Annotated in this window: 20 protein-coding genes; 8 read left to right on the plus strand and 12 right to left on the minus strand. The window is 66.0% G+C overall.

From position 1 onward, the window contains the following. Positions 1 to 9: 9 nt before the first annotated feature. Complete coding sequence (locus tag A8V01_RS14615) at positions 10 to 2580, minus strand: M1 family metallopeptidase (RefSeq protein ID WP_245892560.1); 2571 nt, start codon at positions 2578 to 2580, stop codon at positions 10 to 12. Between the two features lie 83 nt (positions 2581 to 2663). Next, positions 2664 to 4262, minus strand: coding sequence for a helicase HerA-like domain-containing protein (locus A8V01_RS14620; protein ID WP_103096573.1), 1599 nt, complete (start codon positions 4260 to 4262; stop codon positions 2664 to 2666). Positions 4263 to 4403: 141 nt separating this feature from the next. Between A8V01_RS14620 and pabB the strand changes: the two genes are divergently transcribed. The 4 genes from pabB to arfB are packed head-to-tail and all read left to right on the plus strand — an operon-like array spanning position 4404 to position 8525. After that, complete coding sequence (gene pabB, locus A8V01_RS14625; protein WP_103096574.1) at positions 4404 to 6215, plus strand: aminodeoxychorismate synthase component I; 1812 nt, start codon at positions 4404 to 4406, stop codon at positions 6213 to 6215. Beyond that, positions 6215 to 7393: a pyridoxal phosphate-dependent aminotransferase gene (locus A8V01_RS14630; protein ID WP_103096575.1), complete on the plus strand. Its 1179-nt coding sequence runs from the start codon at positions 6215 to 6217 to the stop codon at positions 7391 to 7393. The genes pabB and A8V01_RS14630 overlap by 1 nt, the downstream gene beginning before the upstream one ends. Before the next feature lie 53 nt (positions 7394 to 7446). Further along, positions 7447 to 8121 carry an RluA family pseudouridine synthase gene (locus tag A8V01_RS14635; protein ID WP_211295021.1) on the plus strand — a complete coding sequence of 225 codons (675 nt, stop codon included), beginning with the start codon at positions 7447 to 7449 and terminating at the stop codon, positions 8119 to 8121. Next, positions 8118 to 8525, plus strand: a complete 408-nt coding sequence (gene arfB, locus A8V01_RS14640) for an alternative ribosome rescue aminoacyl-tRNA hydrolase ArfB (protein ID WP_103096576.1) — start codon at positions 8118 to 8120, stop codon at positions 8523 to 8525. The genes A8V01_RS14635 and arfB overlap by 4 nt, the downstream gene beginning before the upstream one ends. Here the strand turns inward: arfB and A8V01_RS14645 are convergent, their stop codons facing one another. The 5 genes from A8V01_RS14645 to dksA all read right to left on the minus strand — a co-directional run bounded on the left by A8V01_RS14645 (position 8526) and on the right by dksA (position 11806). Further along, positions 8526 to 8717 carry a hypothetical protein gene (locus tag A8V01_RS14645; RefSeq protein WP_103096577.1) on the minus strand — a complete coding sequence of 64 codons (192 nt, stop codon included), beginning with the start codon at positions 8715 to 8717 and terminating at the stop codon, positions 8526 to 8528. It lies immediately after the preceding gene. A 24-nt stretch (positions 8718 to 8741) separates the two neighbouring features. Continuing rightward, complete coding sequence (locus A8V01_RS14650) at positions 8742 to 9131, minus strand: DUF4112 domain-containing protein (RefSeq protein WP_103096578.1); 390 nt, start codon at positions 9129 to 9131, stop codon at positions 8742 to 8744. Between the two features lie 70 nt (positions 9132 to 9201). Then, a complete protein-coding gene (locus A8V01_RS14655; RefSeq protein WP_103096579.1) occupies positions 9202 to 10725 on the minus strand; it encodes an ABC transporter substrate-binding protein in 1524 nt (507 codons plus the stop codon). Between the two features lie 65 nt (positions 10726 to 10790). After that, a complete protein-coding gene (locus tag A8V01_RS14660; RefSeq protein WP_103096580.1) occupies positions 10791 to 11168 on the minus strand; it encodes a PilZ domain-containing protein in 378 nt (125 codons plus the stop codon). Between the two features lie 179 nt (positions 11169 to 11347). After that, a complete protein-coding gene (dksA, locus tag A8V01_RS14665) occupies positions 11348 to 11806 on the minus strand; it encodes an RNA polymerase-binding protein DksA (protein WP_103096581.1) in 459 nt (152 codons plus the stop codon). Between the two features lie 324 nt (positions 11807 to 12130). Between dksA and A8V01_RS14670 the strand changes: the two genes are divergently transcribed. After that, positions 12131 to 12466 (plus strand): SEL1-like repeat protein, encoded by a 336-nt coding sequence (locus A8V01_RS14670; protein ID WP_103096582.1) that lies wholly within the window; start codon positions 12131 to 12133, stop codon positions 12464 to 12466. Here A8V01_RS14670 and A8V01_RS14675 read toward each other — a convergent pair. The 5 genes from A8V01_RS14675 to A8V01_RS14695 are packed head-to-tail and all read right to left on the minus strand — an operon-like array spanning position 12463 to position 15732. After that, complete coding sequence (locus A8V01_RS14675; RefSeq protein ID WP_103096583.1) at positions 12463 to 13617, minus strand: GNAT family N-acetyltransferase; 1155 nt, start codon at positions 13615 to 13617, stop codon at positions 12463 to 12465. The genes A8V01_RS14670 and A8V01_RS14675 overlap by 4 nt on opposite strands. Next, complete coding sequence (locus A8V01_RS14680; protein ID WP_103096584.1) at positions 13614 to 14435, minus strand: glycerophosphodiester phosphodiesterase family protein; 822 nt, start codon at positions 14433 to 14435, stop codon at positions 13614 to 13616. The genes A8V01_RS14675 and A8V01_RS14680 overlap by 4 nt, the downstream gene beginning before the upstream one ends. Next, on the minus strand, positions 14407 to 14871 hold the full coding sequence (locus A8V01_RS14685) for a RidA family protein (protein ID WP_103096585.1): 465 nt from the start codon (positions 14869 to 14871) through the stop codon (positions 14407 to 14409). The genes A8V01_RS14680 and A8V01_RS14685 overlap by 29 nt, the downstream gene beginning before the upstream one ends. Then, positions 14858 to 15505 (minus strand): HAD family hydrolase, encoded by a 648-nt coding sequence (locus tag A8V01_RS14690; RefSeq protein ID WP_103096586.1) that lies wholly within the window; start codon positions 15503 to 15505, stop codon positions 14858 to 14860. The genes A8V01_RS14685 and A8V01_RS14690 overlap by 14 nt, the downstream gene beginning before the upstream one ends. After that, positions 15502 to 15732: a DUF3572 domain-containing protein gene (locus tag A8V01_RS14695; protein WP_425437329.1), complete on the minus strand. Its 231-nt coding sequence runs from the start codon at positions 15730 to 15732 to the stop codon at positions 15502 to 15504. The genes A8V01_RS14690 and A8V01_RS14695 overlap by 4 nt, the downstream gene beginning before the upstream one ends. A gap of 104 nt (positions 15733 to 15836) precedes the next feature. Between A8V01_RS14695 and A8V01_RS14700 the strand changes: the two genes are divergently transcribed. From A8V01_RS14700 to spt, 3 genes are all read left to right on the plus strand, one after another. Then, positions 15837 to 16199, plus strand: coding sequence for a response regulator (locus tag A8V01_RS14700; protein WP_103096588.1), 363 nt, complete (start codon positions 15837 to 15839; stop codon positions 16197 to 16199). 89 nt (positions 16200 to 16288) lie between these two features. Continuing rightward, positions 16289 to 16528 (plus strand): acyl carrier protein, encoded by a 240-nt coding sequence (locus A8V01_RS14705; RefSeq protein ID WP_103096589.1) that lies wholly within the window; start codon positions 16289 to 16291, stop codon positions 16526 to 16528. A gap of 6 nt (positions 16529 to 16534) precedes the next feature. Further along, on the plus strand, positions 16535 to 17743 hold the full coding sequence (spt, locus tag A8V01_RS14710; protein ID WP_103096590.1) for a serine palmitoyltransferase: 1209 nt from the start codon (positions 16535 to 16537) through the stop codon (positions 17741 to 17743). Positions 17744 to 17791: the final 48 nt, after the last annotated feature.

The raw sequence follows: 17791 nt of genomic DNA on the forward strand, positions 1-17791 counted from the left end.
GATCTGCCCCTAACGCAGCGTCGCGAATTCGGCGTCGATCTGCGTGCCCATCATGTCGTCCAGCAGCCCGCAGTTGCGCACCCGCTCCACCGCGCGATCCAGTTCCAGCGCGCCGGGGGTGTCGGCAAAGGCAGGCCCGAAATCGCGCGCGATGCGGTCTGCCCATGAGACGGAGCAGAACCGGCCCAGCATCTGCGGCAGTCTTGTCGAGACCGCCTGCCCGTCCGCACCGCCAAGCAGCGCCGCAACATGGGCAAGCGCCCAGCCATAGCCATATTCGCGGCTTGAACTGCGCGCCATGATGCCGTCCAGCAGATCGCGCCGTTCCGTCTCGCGCAGGCGCGGGTCGTCAAGCACGAGCAGCCATGCGGCAACTTGCGCAAAGCCCGTCCGCGCCACCGCGCCCAGCGCTGCGGGGCGGAACACCGGGTCTTCCGAAGCCAGCGCCGCATCCAGCAGCGACCGGACCGCCGCAGTATCCCGGTCATAGAGGTAGAGGTCGAAGGCATGGTCGAACCACGCCGGGTCCAGCGCGCCGTGCTGCCCTCCCAGATAAGCCACGGCCGCTGCATCCAGCTGGCGACGCAGCTTGCGCCCGGTTCCCGTGCCGACCAGCGCGTTGACCACCTGCACCCGCCGCTGCGCGCGCGCCGCCGCCTCCTGCGCATAGACGCCCGCGCGCGGATCGAAGCCATAGGTTTTCAGAAGCGGCCCATAGAGCTTTTCGCGCAGCAGCCGGAAGCCCCGCCGTCCTTGCGCCCCCACGATGTTCTCGCGCACCAGTTTCGACAGCGCCTTGTCGGCGGCATCGGCGGCGTGGGGATCGGCATGGTGGATCAGCTTGCGCTCCAGCCGGGCCATCTCGCCGATCGTGCCGCGCCCTGCCCGGATCGAGGCCCAGAGCGAATCGACCAGCGCCAGCGCCTCTCCGCCCGGCAGCCGGTCGGCACCGGCGATCAGTTCCTGCCAGTGGCCTGCGGTCAGTTCGAAACGGTAATAGCCGGTTCCGCCCGCATTGGGGAACACCGGCCCCTTGCCCGGCACCGTGAAACTTTGCGTGCGCTGGTCCATGATGAAGCAGCGGCGTGTCGCCTCTCGCCGCAGGCACAGCGGGATAGTCCAGCGCATGTCGGGCGGGGCGACGCCTGCCGTGGTGTAGCGCAGCTGCGTCACCGTTACCCGGTCGCCATCGCGCCGCATGGCCAGCAGCGGCACGCCCTGCTGCTCCACGAAGCTTCGCATCGCGGGAACCAGCCGGGGATCGCCCGCGACTTGCGCCAGCGCCGCGAAGAAATCGTCGCTGGTGGCGCTGCCGCCGGCATGGGCCGCGATGTAGCGGCGTACGCCTTCCCGGAACCGATCCTCGCCCAGCCATGCCGCGACCATGCCCACCACATGCCCGCCCTTGCCATATGTGATCGCATCGAAGGCCGTGTCGATCCGGCGACTGTCCGTGATCGGCTGGCGGACGGGGCGCCCGGCCAGCAGCGCGTCGGTTTCCATCGCCTCGAAACCCGTCCCCAGCGCATCGCCCGCAATGCCAAGGTCGGGACGCCAGGCGTCGCCGATACGATAGCCGATCCAGTTGGCGAAGCTTTCGTTCAGCCACAGATCGTCCCACCACGCCGGAGTAACGAGATTGCCGAACCAGTGGTGCCCCAGTTCATGCGCCACGGTCATGCCGAAGGCGCGCTGGCGGCTTACCGGCGCCTCTGCGTCCATCACCAGCAGATCGTCGCGATAGAGCGCCGCCCCCGCGTTCTCCATCGCGCCGGGCAGCAGCGGGCTGGTCACCTGATCCAGCTTGGGAAAGGGAAAGGGCGTGCCGAAGTAGTCTTCCAGCAGCGCGGTGATGCGGCGGGTGCCGTCGAGCGCGAAGGCCATCCGGTCCGCGTTCTGTCGGGTGGAGACGATCCGCACCGGCAAGGCCCCCAGCTCTCCCGACACCGAAACAAAAGGGCCGACCATGATCGCGACAAGGTACGTCGGCAGCGGCGGGGTGGGCGCGAAGCGGTGGACCGCCAGCCCGTTCTCGATCATCGGCGGCCCGGTTTCGGGCACATTGCCGATTGCGGTCAGCCCTTCCGGTGTGTGCAGGGTCAGCGTGAAGGGCGTCTTGAAGCCGGGCTGGTCGAAGCCGGGGAACACCGCGCGCGCATCGATCGCCTCGAAGTGCGACCATCCATGCCATGCGCCCTCCACTTGCGCGCGGAACAGCCCTGCGGGACCATCGGCAAAGGGCGCATCGTAATCGAAAGCCAGCGTCACCGGCCCGGCGGGCAGCGTCTCGGCAAAGCCCACGCGCGCCACGCCGACAGGATCAAGCTGCTCCCAGCGCCCTTCCAGCAGCCGCCCCGCCGCCAGCGCGGTCACGCGCGACACGGCAAGCCCGCGCCCGTGCAGCACGATGGAGGATGCCCCCTGCGCCAGCGCCACGTCGATCTCTACATGGCCGGAAAAGCGTGGGTTCGAAGGATCGACGGTCAGGTCCAGCCGATAGGCCACGGGCCTGACCGTATCGTCCAGCCGCCCGTTCGGAACCGGCTGCGCCTGCGCAATGCCGATTGCGCAGGCGAACATCAGGGCCATCATTATCCCAGGCACCCGCCCGCACAGGAACTGCCTGCCGTTCAGGATCAGCTTAGGGACAAGGCCCCTTCGCACTAGCGCATCAACCCTCCGATAAGATTGCGCGCGAACCTGCCAAGGCCGGGAATGCCGATCGCCTTGCCCAGCGTATCGGCCACCGTGCCTGCCGCAGCGCTGGCGGCCGAAGCCTTGGGACTGGCGCGGCTCTTCTTGCCCTGCATGGTCTGGGCAAGGATTGATCCGGCGCTGGCGGCGGCGGCCCCGGCGGCGGCCTTGGCCACCTTGCCGCCGATGCCGTCCCACAGGCCGGGGCTCTTGCGTTCCTGCTTTGCCACTTCCTCGCGGCCCTTTTCCTCAACCTCCTGAGCGGTGGCGGCCGCATCGGCGGCCTTGGCGGCCAGCACTTCCTCTGCACTCTCGCGGTCGACGCGGGTGTCGTACTTGCCGTCGAACGGACTGATCGACTGGACGATCGCGCGTTCCTTCGCGGTGATCGGCCCCAGCCGCGATCGCGGCGGCGCCACCAGCGTGCGCTGCACCACCGAAGGCGCGCCGTCATCGTCCAGCGTGGAAACCAGCGCTTCACCCACCTTCAGTTCGGTGATCGCGGTTTCCACGTCCAGCGCGGGATTGATGCGGAAGGTTTCGGCCGCCGCCTTGATCGCGCGCTTGTCACGCGGGGTAAAAGCCCGCAGCGCATGCTGGACGCGGTTGCCCAGCTGCCCGGCGATCTCCTCAGGGATATCGATCGGGTTCTGCGTGACGAAATAGACGCCCACACCCTTCGAACGGACAAGCCGGACCACCTGCTCCACCTTGTCCTGCAGCGCCTTGGGCGCATCGTCGAACAGCAGGTGCGCCTCATCGAAGAAGAAGACGAGGCAAGGCTTTTCGGGATCGCCCACTTCGGGCAGCACCTCGAACAGTTCGGACAGCAGCCAGAGCAGGAAGGTGGCGTAAAGCTTGGGGCTGCGCATCAGCCTGTCGGCGGCCAGCACGTTGATGTAGCCGCGCCCCTGATCGTCGCACTTGATGAAATCCGCAATTTCCAGCGCAGGCTCACCGAAGAACTGCGCCGCCCCCTGGCTCTCCAGCGCAAGGAGCTGGCGCTGGATGGTGCCAACCGTCGCCCTGGAGACATTGCCGTACTTGAGCGCCAGTTGAGTGCCGTTCTGTCCCACATAGGCCAGCATCGACTGCAAATCCTCAAGGTCGAGCAGCAGCAGCCCTTCGTCGTCGGCAAGGCGGAACACGATGTTGAGCACGCCCTCCTGCGTCTCGTTCAGATCCATCAGCCGGGCCAGCAGAAGCGGTCCCATTTCCGAGATCGTGGTGCGCACGGGATGGCCCTGCTCACCGTAGATGTCCCAGAAAACCGCCGGGTTATCGGCATAGGCATAGTCGGCAATGCCGATTTCCTTCGCCCGCGATTCCAGGATTGCAGCGTTCTTGAACTGAGGGCTTCCGGCCATGCAGACGCCCGAGAGGTCGCCCTTCACGTCGGCCATGAACACCGGCACCCCGGCGGCAGAGAACTGCTCCGCGATGGTCTGCAACGTCACGGTCTTGCCGGTCCCCGTCGCGCCCGCGATCAGGCCATGGCGGTTGGCCCGGCCCAGCCGCAGCACCTGCCGCTCGCCATCGGCGCCAAGCCCAAGGAAAATCTCGCTCATTTACGTGGTCTCCAAGCCCTGTCGCCACATCGGTATAGCGGGGGTGTAGCGTGGCAGGCGGTGCTGCGGAAGGGCCATCCCCAGGCCGTGCGACCGGGGTGGGCAGACGCGCAAACTCCCGCTAAAGGCCCGCGCAATCCCATGACCGAACCATTCGTCCTTCTCGATGACGCCCGCAGCGAAGGCGCCGCCGACGCCCGGCTCTATCGCACACCGCGCGAAACCGTGGTGGCGATGCGCGGCGAGGACGTGCGGCCCGCGCTGGAGCGCCTGCAGGTGCTCTCGCGGCAAGGGCTGCATCTCGCCGGCTACCTGACATACGAGGCCGGGCTGGCGCTGGAGCCGCGCCTTGTCCCGCGTCTTTCCGGACGCTTTGCCGCAACTGGGGCCCCGCTGCTCTGGTTCGGCGCATTCGAGGGGTACGAGACACTCTCTCCCACCCAGGTTCCGCTATGGCTTGCCGGCCGCTCAGGCGCGGACCGTCCCACGATCGGCCCACTGGAACCGCAGGTAGACCTTGGCGGCTACGAGCACGCCTTCGCCGCCATCCACGGCGCGATCGAGGCGGGCGATATCTATCAGGCCAATCTTACCATGCCGCTGGTCGGCCCGTGGAGCGGCGATCCGCAGGCGCTTTATGCGGCGCTGCGTCCCCGCGCTGCGGCGGGATACGGGGCAGTGATCCACGACGGCGCGCGCTGGCATCTCAGCTTTTCCCCGGAACTGTTCTTCACGCTTTCGGACCACGAGGTCACGGTACGCCCGATGAAGGGCACCCGCCCGCGCGGCCGTGACGCGGTGGAAGACGCCGCCCTTGCCGCCGAACTTTCCGCAAGCGCCAAGGATCGCGCCGAAAACCTGATGATCCTTGACCTGATGCGCAACGACCTGTCGCGCGTCGCCGAAGCGGGCAGCGTGCGGGTGGAAAACCCTTTCGCGATCGAAAGTTATCCAACCGTCCACCAGATGGTATCGACGGTGCGCGCCACCCTGCCGCCGGAGCGCGATTCATTCGACCTGTTGCGCGCGCTGTTTCCCTGCGGCTCGATCACCGGAGCGCCCAAGATCCGCGCGATGGAGCTGATCGCCGAGGTCGAACACAGCCCGCGCGGACTCTACTGCGGCTCCATCGGTTATATCGAACCCTCTGGCGATGCGGCTTTCAATGTGGCAATCCGCACTCTGCGTCTCGACCGTGACGGTCGCGCTGTCCTAGGGGTCGGGTCCGCCGTGGTCGCGGATTCGCAAGCGCTTCCCGAATGGCGGGAATGCCTGATCAAAGGGGGTTTCGTGCGAGAGTCGCAAGTGCAGGTAGCCGGGGAAGTCTTGTCTCCTGCAAACTTCGATCTGATCGAGACGATGCGTTTCACGCCCGAAGACGGCATCGCACTGCTCGAACTGCATCTCGAACGCATTGCCGCAAGCGCTGTGGCGCTGGGCTTCGGGTTCGATCGGCATGCGGTGCGCAACGCCATTCAGGCCCTGTGCTTCGAGGCTGACGCCGCATCGAAGCTGCGTCTGGTGGTCGGCCGTTCCGGCGCGTTCTCACTGGAACTCAGCGCATTGCCCGCGCCTCTCACCGAACCGGCCACGGTCGCGGTGCTGCGCCTGCCGGTGGATAGCGGCGACTGGCGCCTTGCGCACAAGACCACCGACCGCGCCTTCTACGACAAGGGCCTTGAAGTGGCCCATGCCAACGGTGCGGACGAAGCGATCCTGCTGCGCGACGATGGGCTTGTCACCGAAGGCTGCTTCACCAACCTGTTCGTGGAGCAGGGCGGCACGCTGCTGACCCCGCGCGCACGCCTTGGCCTGCTGCCCGGTGTGCTGCGCCGGTCGCTGATCGATAGCGGCCGCGCGGTGGAAGCGGACCTGACGCTCGATGATCTTGCGGGCGGGTTCCTCATCGGCAACGCCCTGCGCGGCCTGATCCCGGCACGGCTGCTCGACTGATGCACCTTTCCACCGCCCTATCCCGCATCGCCCCGTCGCAGACCACGGCGATGACAGACCGCGCCACCCAGCTTCGCGAAGCGGGCCGCGACATCATATCGCTCTCCGTGGGCGAGCCTGACTTCGATACACCGCCGCACGTGTTGCAAGCGGCCAAGGACGCGCTCGACGGCGGCCAGACGAAGTACACGCCGGTCGGCGGCACATCCCGGCTCAAGCAGGCCGCCGCGCTGCACTTCGCGCGCGATCTGGGGATCACGGTTCCCACGTCGCAGATCACCGTCAGCGCGGGCGGCAAGCAGGCGATCTTCCACGCCATGCTTGCCACGATCAGCGCCGGCGATCTTGGGGGCGACGAAGTCATCGTCCCGGCTCCCTGGTGGGTCAGCTACCCCGAAATCGTGCGGTTCGCGGGCGGCAAGGTGGTGCCGCTGCACACCCACGCGAAGGACAACTTCCGCTTCACGCCCGCAGACCTCGAAGCCCAGATCGGGCCCAATACCCTGTGGGTGCTGCTCAACAGTCCCGGCAATCCGACCGGCGCCTGCCTGCCTGCGGAAACGCTGCTCGGCATCGGTGACGTGCTGCGCCGCCATCCGCGCGTGATGGTGATGTCCGACGACATCTACGCGCCGATCAATTATACCGGCGGCCCGCACGCCACGCTGGCGAACCTGTGCCCCGACCTTGCCGACCGTATCCTGACGATCTCGGGCGTCTCCAAGAGCCACGCGATGACGGGCTTCCGCATCGGCGTCGCCGCCGGGCCGGAATGGCTGATCAAGGCGATGGAGCGGCTGCAGTCGCACTCCTCGGGCAATCCCTGCTCGATCAGCCAGGCCGCCGCCGTCGCCGCCTTCGAAGGCCCGCAAGCGTTCCTTGCAGAGTGGTGCGAGCGCTTCCGCGCGCGGCGCGATCTGGTGGTTCGCGCGATCAACGCGATCCCCGGCCTGTCGACGCCCGTGCCTGACGGCGCGTTCTATTGCATGGTCGATGCCGCGCCGCTGATGGACCGCTTCGGTGACGATGCGAAGCTGGCGCTGCACCTGCTGGATCACGGCGTCGCAATCGTTCCCGCATCGGCCTTCGGCGGACGCGACGGTTTCCGCATCAGCTTCGCGGCGGATGACGCCAAGCTGGTCGAGGCATGCCGACGGATTGCCGAGGCGGTGGGCTGACAGGCACGAACATGGTTCACGGCCCACCGGCCGGGACGACGAAAGAGATTATGATGCAACTCGAAATCCTCTTCGAAGACGGCGAAGCGATCGTCATCGACAAGCCTGCGGGCCTTCCGCTCGATCGTCCGCGCGCCGGTGGTCCGTGCCTTGAAGACCGGCTCGACGAACTCAAGCTCGGTTTCCAGCGCGAACCGTTCCCGGTGCACCGCCTTGACCGTGACACCTCGGGCTGCCTGCTGCTGGCGCGCAATCCCAAGGCGCTCAAGCGCTTCTCCGCCGCCTTCGAAGAGCGCACGGTCGAAAAGCGCTATCTCGGCGTGGTCGCGGGCGAAGTGGCCGAAGATGAAGGCACCATCGCCCTCAATCTGTCGAAGGTCAGCACCGCGAAGGACGGCTGGCGCATGATCCCGGCGCGCAAGGGCAAGCCCGCCGTCACGCACTGGCGCAAGCTGGACGTCAGGAACGGCCTCACCCTCGTCGAATTCCGCCCGGAAACCGGCCGCACGCATCAGATCCGCGTCCATGCTGCCTCGGGCCTGGGCTTCCCGCTGCTGGGCGATCCGGTCTACGGCACCAAGGGCGGCGCGCCGCGCACCATGCTCCACGCCGCGGGCCTGACCGTGCCGCGCGGAGAGAAGGCCCCGATCGTGGCCACCGCCCCGCTGCCCGCAGACTTCGCCGCCCTCGGCTTCCAGGATGACGCGCCGGAAGCAGCGCCCGAATGAACGACGTCGTCGAGCGCGCGCAGGCTCTTGCCACAGAGAGCTTCATCGCCTCGACCGGCCCCGGCGGGCAAAACGTCAACAAGGTGGCAACGGCGGTGCAGCTGCGCATCGACGTCTACGCCCTGCGGCTGACCCCGCCGGTCTTCGCCCGCTTCCGCGAACTGGCGGGCAGCCGCATGACCGCGCGCGGCGAACTGGTGCTGACTGCCCGCCGCTTTCGCACGCAGGAAGCGAACCGTGCCGACGCGCGCGAACGTCTGGCCGAACTCATTACAGAAGCGCACAAGCTGCCGGAAAAACGCGCCAAGAGCCGCCTCAACCGCGTCGGCAAGGAACAGCGCCTGAAAGGCAAGAAGCTGCGCGGATCGGTGAAGGCCGGGCGCGGCAAGGTCAGCTTCGACTGATCACCGCTCCGGCGCGGCAGGTGCCTCGGTAGCCTGCCCCTCTGACGGAGGGCGCCGTTCGTCGAGCATCGCAGCCGCCTCGTCCAGCGCGCGCGCTTCGCCCATCGTCACGCCGCCGGGGCCGGGCGCGGTGTCGGATTTCGAACAGGCGGCCAGCGCAAGCAGGGCCATGGCGGACAAGGCGGTTCTCATGCCCTGCTCATAGCCGCCGCGCCGTCAGCCGTCGATGACCCGCGTTTGCGGGTAATGCTTGTCCAGATGCTTGCGGATGATCCTGAGGTTGCGGCTGTTCGAACGGAACAGGAAGTCGAACAGATCCCCTGCGATCGGCACCGCGCCCACCAGCGTATCGAAACCGACATTGGCGGTCATCCGGGCCAGCTGCCACTTCGACATGCCAAGATTGCGCGCCTCCCACACGAGGTAGAGGCCCATCGCGGCCGCAACCACGTCACCCGCGACCGGAACCAGACCGACGACGGCGTCCAGCCCCACCTGGCGGCGGATTCCCGGCACGGTGAAAGCCCGTTCCAGCACGCGCTCCAGCGCTTCCACACGGCGGCGGACCGATACCGGATCGTTGCCGAGCGGAAGCTCGAAATCCATGCGCCGTGCCGATTGGTTGACCACGTGTTCCCAGCCTCGCTTCGAAACGCGGCCAAAAGCGCCGCAAAGCCTATTTGGGAAGCCACGCCAGCGGCATCAAGGGATGCCAGCCCCACGGGTTGACCGAGAACCCGTTGACGCTGCCGCGGACAAGCGACCAGCGGATCGGCGTGCCGAAGGGGATGAAGACGTTGGCCCCGGTCAGTTCCGCTTCGGCTTCCGTCAGCAGCGCGGCCCGTTCGGCGGGCGTTGCGGCAGCGGCGGCTTCGGTCACCCGCGCGTCCGCCTCCTGCGAACAAAGACCTGTCCCGGCATGGCAGGACAGGCGGTTGAGATACCACGCCGCGCGCGGGTAGCTGGCAACGTCATCGATGAGTTCAAGGTCTGCCATATCGGCATCCGTCGTCCGGTCCAGACCGACGCCGATCGCCGCGAAATCCGCGGCAAGGCGGGTGAACAGCGTGACGCTGCCGGCCCCTTCGGGCAGGCGGACCCGCAGGCGAACGCGCGGTCCATCGGGCCGAGGTGACGGTTCCTGCCCCCCGGCGACCGGAGCTGCAGCACCCGCACCGCTCCATGCCCGCACCCGCGCAGCGGCCACCGCCCGGCGTTCTTCAAGCGTCTGCCCGCCCCAGCGTTCCCCAATCGTGCCAAGATCACCGTCGAGGCTGGGCGTGACAAGGCGCGTCGTCGCAGCCCAGCCGCCGACGCCGAAAGGCGAGATGAGCCCGTCTCGATCCACCGCCATGGCCAGTGCCTCGCGGTTGGCGGGCTCTGCCAGGAACCCCTTGTCGTTCATCACATGCAGGCCGAACAGGCCCACCACCGGGTCCAGCTGGATGGTTCCGCGAAGAATGCCCACCGAGCGGGTCAGGAAGAAGTCCTGAATGCGCCCGCCCAGCACAAGGTCGACGCTGCCGTCATTGAACGCAGCAACCGCCTGAGGGCCCGGCAGTGCACGCAGATGCACCGGCCGGGTGCGCTCCGCCCAGTTCTCGATCGGGGCCATGCCCAGCTTTGCCGGGTCGATCGCGCTCAGCGCGGCAGTATTGCCCGTGCGCGTGACGCTCATCGGGCCGGTGCCTTCACCCTTGCGGTAGAGGCCCAGTTCCGGCTGCGCCAGCAACTGAAGAAGGTAGGGCATCGGCCGGTTCAGGCGGATCTCGATGACGCGGCCCGCCATGGCCCGCACTTCGTCGATACCGGAAAGATCATGCGCCAGCGGGCTGTCATCCAGTCCCTTCAGCGCCGTATTGATGGCCCGGCGCGCCGAATCCGCGGTGATCGGCTCCCCGCTGCTCCAGTTGCCTTCGCGCAGGCGGAAGATGTAGCTTTGCCCGTCGTCGGTGACGATCCAGCGATCGGCCAGCGCGGGAATGACGCGCCCCGCGTCATCGAAGGCGACCAGCCCCTCTACCGTCGAAGCGCGCACCAGCACGGCGCCGGCAGTGAGCCCTGCCCCCTTGACGAACAGGTCGTCGGGTTCCCCGACCACGGCGACACCCAACGCCGAATTGTCGTAACCGCCGCAGGAGGCGAGCGTGAAGGCGGCCGCAATGGCCAGCACCCGCGAGGCTTGGCGCTTGGACAGCATGAAAAATGGAGTAGCCGATTTCCCGAGCCCCGCAACCGGCTCTGCGGAATTTTCCGCGCCTGCGCTCAGATCTTGCGCAGCAGCGTCGCGTCCGTCACGGGCGCCTGATAGTTGCGCAGGTAATCCGGCGCGGTGTGTTCGACCTTGCCGGGCTGGGCGCCTGCCTGCGCACGGGCAAGGCGCGGGTCGATATCGTCGCGGAAGGCAACGCCGAAACGGCTTTCCTGCACCCATGCGACCGATCCTTCGACCCAGCCGATGTTGCGGATATTGACCGAGACAACCGTGCCGCGCACCACGCAGACGTTGCCTTCGCCCATCATGCCGCCGGCCGAAAGGTTGCGGACCTTGATCCGGAAGTCGCCGTCGAGACCGTCCACGCGAAGGTCAGCCATGAGGAACAGGCTGTCGCGCGCAAGCTGCCGATTTTCACCTTGGGTCATGCGATCTTCGTCCGGGCGTTTCAGAATGCACGTCGTCACCGTGCCGCCAATGCGCGGAAACTACCGTGCCTTGGCCCCGATTCCTAGCCGACATTGGCAAACAAAGGTTTAATGGCCCGGCTCCGGGCTGCATCGGAGCCGGGTTTCGACCCCACCAGCGGCGGGGCCAAGTATCGCGATCAATCGTCGCGTGAGACTTTCTCGCGCCGTTCGTGCGCTTCCTGAGCCTCGACCGTCATGGTCGCGATCGGGCGGGCTTCAAGGCGCCCGAGGCCGATCGGCTCACCTGTGACTTCGCAATAACCGTATTCGCCTTCTTCTATGCGGCGCATGGCCGAATCGATCTTGGCGATCAGCTTGCGCTGACGGTCACGGGTGCGCAGTTCGATGCCCCAGTCCGTTTCGCTTGACGCACGATCGTTGAGATCGGGTTCGCGAATGGGGCCGTCCTGCAACTGCTGCAGCGTTCCCGCTGCGGCATCGAGGATCGACTTTTTCCAGGCGAGGAGCAGCTTGCGGAAATAATCCTGCTGCGACTCGTTCATGTATTCTTCGTTCGGTTCGGAAATGTAAGCGCCGCCAATCGCGCGTTTTGCCTTGGCGAGTACATCGATTTCGTCAGCTAGGGCCGTTGCCATCCAGAGAAACTCCGCAGTGCTTCCACGGATCGCCAACGCCCTGCAGCCCCGAACTTTTCCGGTGACCGTACAACGATCCGCAGTTGAGGCGGCCTATAAGTCCGCACTCCTGAAGGCACAAGCGCATATGCATGACCGTCCACAAAATTCTTAACGATGCCTCGGGATGACACAAAGTTAATCTGCGCAGGGAAGGCTGCGCAATTGCGATTAACCATTTCTTGATCGGCATCATCCAGATTCGCCAAATCGAACGCAGAGGCCAGTTGCAAACGATTTAGGTCCACGCGGTCACAACCCTTTTCCGAAGGTACGGGGATTACGATGGAAACTGTCTGCATTAACCAGAACCTGTCCATGCCTGCCGCCGCGAACGACTTCGCAGGAGACATGCTCATCGCCGAGGCGCTGGCCAGCGCAGCCCAGGGCGACGCATCCGCCTACTTCGATCTGGGCGTGGCGTTCTCGACCGGCAGCCACGGCGCGCCCTGCGATCTGATCGAAGCGCACAAGTGGTTCAACCTTGCCGCCGTCGGCGGACACGAGGAAGCCGCCGTCTGCCGCGCCGAAGTGGCCGACGACATGACCGCCCGCGAAATCGCCGAAGCCCAGCGCCGCGCGCGCCAGTGGCTGGGCGCGACCGTCCGCATCGCCGCCTAACCCTCTCCCTTGCGGAAGGGGGACCGGGTATCGAGCACGATCTGGTCGCGCGCTATGCCTGCTCGCTCCTGCTCCAGATAGTCGGCGATCGCGGCGCGCAGGCCATCGTGCACGATGTAATGGGCCGATATCGTGCGAACAGGTTCATACCCCCGCGCCAGCTTGTGCCCGCCCTGGGCCCCGGCCTCTACCCGGCTCAGGCCAAGGCGGATCGCGGCATCGATCGCCTGATAATAGCACAGTTCGAAGTGCAGGAACGGCTTGTCCACCACGGCACCCCAGTAACGGCCGTATAGCGCATCGCCGCCGATGAAGTTCAGGGCGCCTGCCACCGGATGCCCGTCCATGAAGGCAAGGACCATCAGGATGCGGTCGGCCATAGTCTCGCCCAGCAGGCTGAACGCCTCACGCGTAAGATAGGGACGCCCCCATTTGCGCGCGCCGGTATCCTGATAGAAGTCCCAGAACGCGTCCCAGTGTGCCTCGGTGATATCATCGCCGCACAGCGCCCGGATTTCGACGCCTTCCTGCGCCTTCTCGCGTTCCTTGCGCAGATCCTTGCGCTTGCGTGAGGACAGTGCGGCAAGAAAGTCGTCGAAGGTTGCGTAGCCCCGGTTCTCCCAGTGGAACTGGATGTCTTCGCGCATGAGCCAGCCCGCCTTCTCGAACACCGGCACTTGCGCGGGTTCGATGAAAGTCGCGTGGGCGGAGGACAGGCCGTTGTCCCGGCACAGCGTTTCCGCCGCGCGCAACAGGGGCACCATCAGTTCCGGGTGCGGGGTGAGCAGGCGCGGGCCGGTCGCCGGGGTGAAGGGAACCGCGATCTGCAGCTTGGGGTAGTACTCCCCCCCTGCCCGATGCCAGGCATCGGCCCAGGCATGGTCGAAGACGTATTCCCCCTGAGAGTGCTCTTTCAGATAGGCGGGCAATGCGGCCGCAAGCGTACCGTCGGGACCATCGATAACCAGCGGCAACGGGGTCCAGCCACTGCGCCCGCCAACGCTGCCGGATTGCTCCATCGCGGTCAGGAAGGCATGGCTGACGAAAGGATTGGGGCCGCCCCCAGCCCCTGCGGTGAGTGCATCCCACTGGTCGGCGGGCAGATCGCCCACGGCGCCCAGAAGGCGGGCGGTGAAGCTGCCCTCGCTCACGCGTCCCCTTCGCGGATTTCGAAGATCGCCGCATCGGCATGGGCTGCCGCGCGTTCGTCGTGCTCGGGTTCGCGCACCGTCCATGTCGCTACGGGAAGGCCGCGGCGGCGTTGGGCGCCTGCAAAACGGCTCGGCAGGTCGCGCACGTCGTAGGCAAGGAAATCGGGGCGGGCGTGCCATAGCCACAAGTGGCGGCGGATCTTGCCGGGAAGCGCGCGATCCTCTCCTTCCGAGACGATCAGGCCGCGCACGGTATGTGGCGAATGGCGCCAGTACCAACGCGAGACGCGCGGGTCGAAGCTCATGACCGCATGGCTGCCCGTATAGCCTTCCAGCACCCGGCGCACGGCAAGGCACAGCGCGGCAATGCGCACCTTGCGGTCGGACTTGATCTCTATGAGCACCGGCACCTTCCCCCCGATCTGCGCCAGGACCTGCCGCAGCGTGGGGATGGTTTCGGTGGTGCCTGACAGCGTGATCGCGCCCAGTTGCGCGGCGCTGCGGCGATCGGTCGGGCCGCTCTCGGCGGTCAGGCGGTCAAGCGTATCGTCATGGAAGACGATGGGTTGCCCGTCGCTGGAACGCTGCACATCCAGTTCGATGCCATTGCCCGCGGCGATGGCCTTCGCGAAGGCCGCGCGCGAGTTTTCCGGCACGCCCCCGTCCACGCCCCCGCCCCCGCCCCCGTCCCCGCCATTTTCGAAGACGCCGTGCAGCCCGCGATGGGCATAGTCCTGCGCCCCGATCCACGCGACCTTGCGCGGATCGGGTGCCGGCGAACACCAGCGATCAAGCAGGGCGAACGGCAACGATAGCATCCACTTCAACGGCGGCGCCCAGCGGCAGAACGGGAACGCCGACCGCGCTGCGCGCGTGCTTGCCTGCATCGCCGAACACCGCGACCATCAGTTCCGACGCGCCGTTGATGACCTTGGGCTGGTCGGTGAAATCGCCGGTCGAATTGACGAAGCCGCCCAGCTTGACGATCCGCTCCACGCGATCAAGCGAACCAAGCGCGGCCTTCAGCTGCGCCAGGATCATCACGCCGCAAGCCTGCGCCGCTTCGGTGCCTGCCTCGATGCTGACATCCTCGCCCAGACGGCCGGTGACGAGCTTGCCATCGACGAAGGGCAGCTGACCCGAAACGTGTGCAAGACCGTTCGTCTCGACCACCGCGACATAGGCGGCGACAGGGGCTGCTGCGGCAGGCAGGGTCAGGCCGAGTTCGGCCAGACGGGCATCAATCTTGCTCATGAAATTCCTCTTCTTCGCGGGTCAGGCTGTCGAGCAGCCAGGGCAATGCCGTGGCCCAATCGTCGATCCGCGCATGCGCGTGACCAAGCTGGAGGGCACACTTGATATTGGGGGCGATCTTCGGTTCGCCGCACAGGTGCAGGCGGCGAACATGGGGCGAAACCTCGAAGACAGAGCCGTGATGCTGCGAAAGATCGTCGATGAACACCGCCCGGCTGGGCTGGTACTCATCGAGGATCGCCTGAAGCGCCGGGCCTTTCGGCCCCTGGTTGGTGAAGACGCGCAAGGGCATCCCGTGTTCGATCAACTGCGCGGCGCGCGCTTCGCGGCGGAAATCCATGAGATTGGTAAGCACAACCACATCGGCATGTTCGCGGATCGCGGCGATGCCTTCCACCGCGCCCTCGATCGCGGTCTGGCGGTGCATCTGCGAATCGAAGAAGCCGTTGAGCAGCGCCCACATCTCCGCCTGTTCCAGCGGGGTGTCGCTGCCGATCCGGCGCATCGACTTGTAGAACTCTCCGTTCTCGATATCGAAATGGACGCCTTCTTCCTCGGCCAGCCAGTCGCGAAAGTGCTTGATCATGTGCAGCAGCACTTCATCGCAATCGGTGATGAGCAACGGTTTCGTCATGCGCCCAGCCCCCTGCGTGCGGCCACCAGCGTTTCGGGCGGCACGCCCAGCGCATCCGCCGCGCCCAGCAGGTCCGGCTCGTGCGAGCACAGGAAATCGAGCACCGCGCCCAGCGTTGCAGGTTCGCCCAGCGATCCGCGCAAGTCATCCGGGGTCAGGCCGGTCAGCGACAGGAAGCGTTCGGCGCGGCTCTGTTCGCTCAGCAGCCAGCCAAGGGCATTGAGCACCAGCGTCTGCGGGTCAGATGGGGATGATGATTCTCGAAGAATTGTCAGTCTCGCTCGCGTCGCATAGGAAGGGGCTCAAACCCAGATGGTCATCAGGGCGTCGAATGGCAAAGCGAATCCTCGTTGTCGAGGACAACGATCTTAACCGGAAACTGTTTTGCGACGTGCTCCGCAGTCAGGGCTACGCGGTGGAGCCGTGCGCCGATGGCCTCGACGCTCTGGACAAGGCGCGCCAGTTCGTGCCCAACCTTGTGATCATGGACATCCAGCTGCCGGACGTTTCCGGCCTCGACCTCATCGAAGCGGCAAAGAAAGATCCGGTACTTCGCACGATTCCGGTGCTGGCGGTAACCGCCTATGCCGGCAAGGGCGACGAGGAACGCATCCGTGAAGCCGGGGCCGAAGGCTATCTGGCGAAACCGGTTTCCATCGGTCCGTTCATGCAGGCCGTTCGTGCCCTGCTCTGACGAGCGGCCTTGACATGTTACACCTGCGCCGCTTTTGCGCCGCAATTCCCGGCCAGAGAGCCGCCCGACGCTTTCGGAGTTAAGTACCCATGGACCGCGCAGAGACCTCGGCCCGCATCGCCGCACTGATCGAACCCTTCAACAAGAAGGGCATCGAAGTGGCCGACGCCACCCGCTTCACCGACGATCTGGAATTCGACAGCCTGACGGTGATGGATTTCGTCGCCGCGATCGAGGACGAGTTCGACATCATCATCTCGATGAACCAGCAGGCTGAAATCGAGAATTTCGGCCAGCTCGTCGACGCCGTGGTCAAGCTCAAGGGCTGATTTTAAATGTCTGATACCACTGATCTTTTCAGCAAGTTCGACCCGCTGATCAAGATGCGGAGCGACCTGCTCGCTACCGGCGTGACCGATCCGTTCGGCCTCGTCATGGAGCGGGTGATCTCGCCCACCGTCGCCATGTGCAACGGTCGCGAGACGATCTTGCTGGGCACTTACAACTACATGGGCATGACCTTCGACCCCGACGTGATCGCGGCGGGCAAGCAGGCGCTTGACGATTTCGGTTCCGGCACCACGGGCAGCCGGGTACTCAACGGCACTTACGCGGGCCACAAGGCGGTCGAGGAAGCGCTATGCGACTTCTACGACATGAAGCACGCGATGGTGTTCTCGACCGGCTACCAGGCCAACCTCGGGATCATTTCGACGATCGCCGGAAAGGGCGATTACATCGTCCTTGATATCGACAGCCACGCCTCGATCTGGGACGGCTGCAAGATGGGCGACGCCGAAGTCGTGCCCTTCAAGCACAACGACATCGAAGCGATGGAAAAGCGCCTCAAGCGCATTCCCGAAGGCGCCGGCAAGCTGGTGGTGCTCGAAGGCGTCTACTCGATGCTGGGTGATATCGCCCCGCTCAAGGAGATGATCGCGGTCGCCAAGAAGTACGGCGCCATGGTGCTGGTGGACGAAGCGCACTCGATGGGCTTCATCGGCCCCAACGGGCGCGGCGTGGCCGAGGAACAGGGCTGCCTCGACGACGTGGACTTCGTGATCGGCACGTTCTCCAAGTCGGTCGGCACCGTCGGCGGCTTCTGCGTTTCGAACCACCCCAAGTTCGAGATCATGCGCCTGGTCTGCCGCCCTTACGTCTTCACCGCCAGCCTGCCGCCCAGCGTCGTCGCCACCGCGACCACCTCGATCCGCAAGCTGATGACCGCGGCGGAAAAGCGCGCCCACTTGTGGGATAGCTCGCGCACCTTGCACAAGGGGCTGACCGACGCCGGTTTCCAGTTGGGCACCACCGAACCGCAAAGCGCGATCATCTCGGTCATCATGCCCGATCTGGAACGCGGCGCGATGATGTGGGAAGCGCTGCTGCGCGAAGGGCTTTACGTGAACCTCGCGCGTCCGCCGGCAACGCCTGCGAACATGACCCTGCTGCGCTGCTCGCTCTGCGCCGAACATTCGGCAGAGCAGGTCCAGCAGATCATCGGCATGTTCACCCGCGCCGGTCAGGCCGTCAGCATCATCTGATATCCGGTTCCTCCCCGTGCTTGTCTCGGGGAGGAACCTGCCTGTTAC

Origin of the sequence: Novosphingobium guangzhouense (assembly GCF_002896965.1) — a bacterium.
Classification (GTDB): domain Bacteria; phylum Pseudomonadota; class Alphaproteobacteria; order Sphingomonadales; family Sphingomonadaceae; genus Novosphingobium; species Novosphingobium guangzhouense.

Excerpts from the sequence above, each read along its gene's own strand:
- A8V01_RS14615 (WP_245892560.1), bottom strand. The coding sequence starts at position 2,580 with ATGTTCGCCTGCGCAATCGGCATTGCGCAGGCGCAGCCGGTTCCGAAC.
- A8V01_RS14620 (WP_103096573.1), bottom strand. The coding sequence starts at position 4,262 with ATGAGCGAGATTTTCCTTGGGCTTGGCGCCGATGGCGAGCGGCAGGTG.
- pabB (WP_103096574.1), top strand. The coding sequence starts at position 4,404 with ATGACCGAACCATTCGTCCTTCTCGATGACGCCCGCAGCGAAGGCGCC.
- A8V01_RS14630 (WP_103096575.1), top strand. The coding sequence starts at position 6,215 with ATGCACCTTTCCACCGCCCTATCCCGCATCGCCCCGTCGCAGACCACG.
- A8V01_RS14635 (WP_211295021.1), top strand. The coding sequence starts at position 7,447 with ATGCAACTCGAAATCCTCTTCGAAGACGGCGAAGCGATCGTCATCGAC.
- arfB (WP_103096576.1), top strand. The coding sequence starts at position 8,118 with ATGAACGACGTCGTCGAGCGCGCGCAGGCTCTTGCCACAGAGAGCTTC.
- A8V01_RS14645 (WP_103096577.1), bottom strand. The coding sequence starts at position 8,717 with ATGAGAACCGCCTTGTCCGCCATGGCCCTGCTTGCGCTGGCCGCCTGT.
- A8V01_RS14650 (WP_103096578.1), bottom strand. The coding sequence starts at position 9,131 with ATGGATTTCGAGCTTCCGCTCGGCAACGATCCGGTATCGGTCCGCCGC.
- A8V01_RS14655 (WP_103096579.1), bottom strand. The coding sequence starts at position 10,725 with ATGCTGTCCAAGCGCCAAGCCTCGCGGGTGCTGGCCATTGCGGCCGCC.
- A8V01_RS14660 (WP_103096580.1), bottom strand. The coding sequence starts at position 11,168 with ATGACCCAAGGTGAAAATCGGCAGCTTGCGCGCGACAGCCTGTTCCTC.
- dksA (WP_103096581.1), bottom strand. The coding sequence starts at position 11,806 with ATGGCAACGGCCCTAGCTGACGAAATCGATGTACTCGCCAAGGCAAAA.
- A8V01_RS14670 (WP_103096582.1), top strand. The coding sequence starts at position 12,131 with ATGGAAACTGTCTGCATTAACCAGAACCTGTCCATGCCTGCCGCCGCG.
- A8V01_RS14680 (WP_103096584.1), bottom strand. The coding sequence starts at position 14,435 with ATGCTATCGTTGCCGTTCGCCCTGCTTGATCGCTGGTGTTCGCCGGCA.
- A8V01_RS14685 (WP_103096585.1), bottom strand. The coding sequence starts at position 14,871 with ATGAGCAAGATTGATGCCCGTCTGGCCGAACTCGGCCTGACCCTGCCT.
- A8V01_RS14690 (WP_103096586.1), bottom strand. The coding sequence starts at position 15,505 with ATGACGAAACCGTTGCTCATCACCGATTGCGATGAAGTGCTGCTGCAC.
- A8V01_RS14700 (WP_103096588.1), top strand. The coding sequence starts at position 15,837 with ATGGCAAAGCGAATCCTCGTTGTCGAGGACAACGATCTTAACCGGAAA.
- A8V01_RS14705 (WP_103096589.1), top strand. The coding sequence starts at position 16,289 with ATGGACCGCGCAGAGACCTCGGCCCGCATCGCCGCACTGATCGAACCC.
- spt (WP_103096590.1), top strand. The coding sequence starts at position 16,535 with ATGTCTGATACCACTGATCTTTTCAGCAAGTTCGACCCGCTGATCAAG.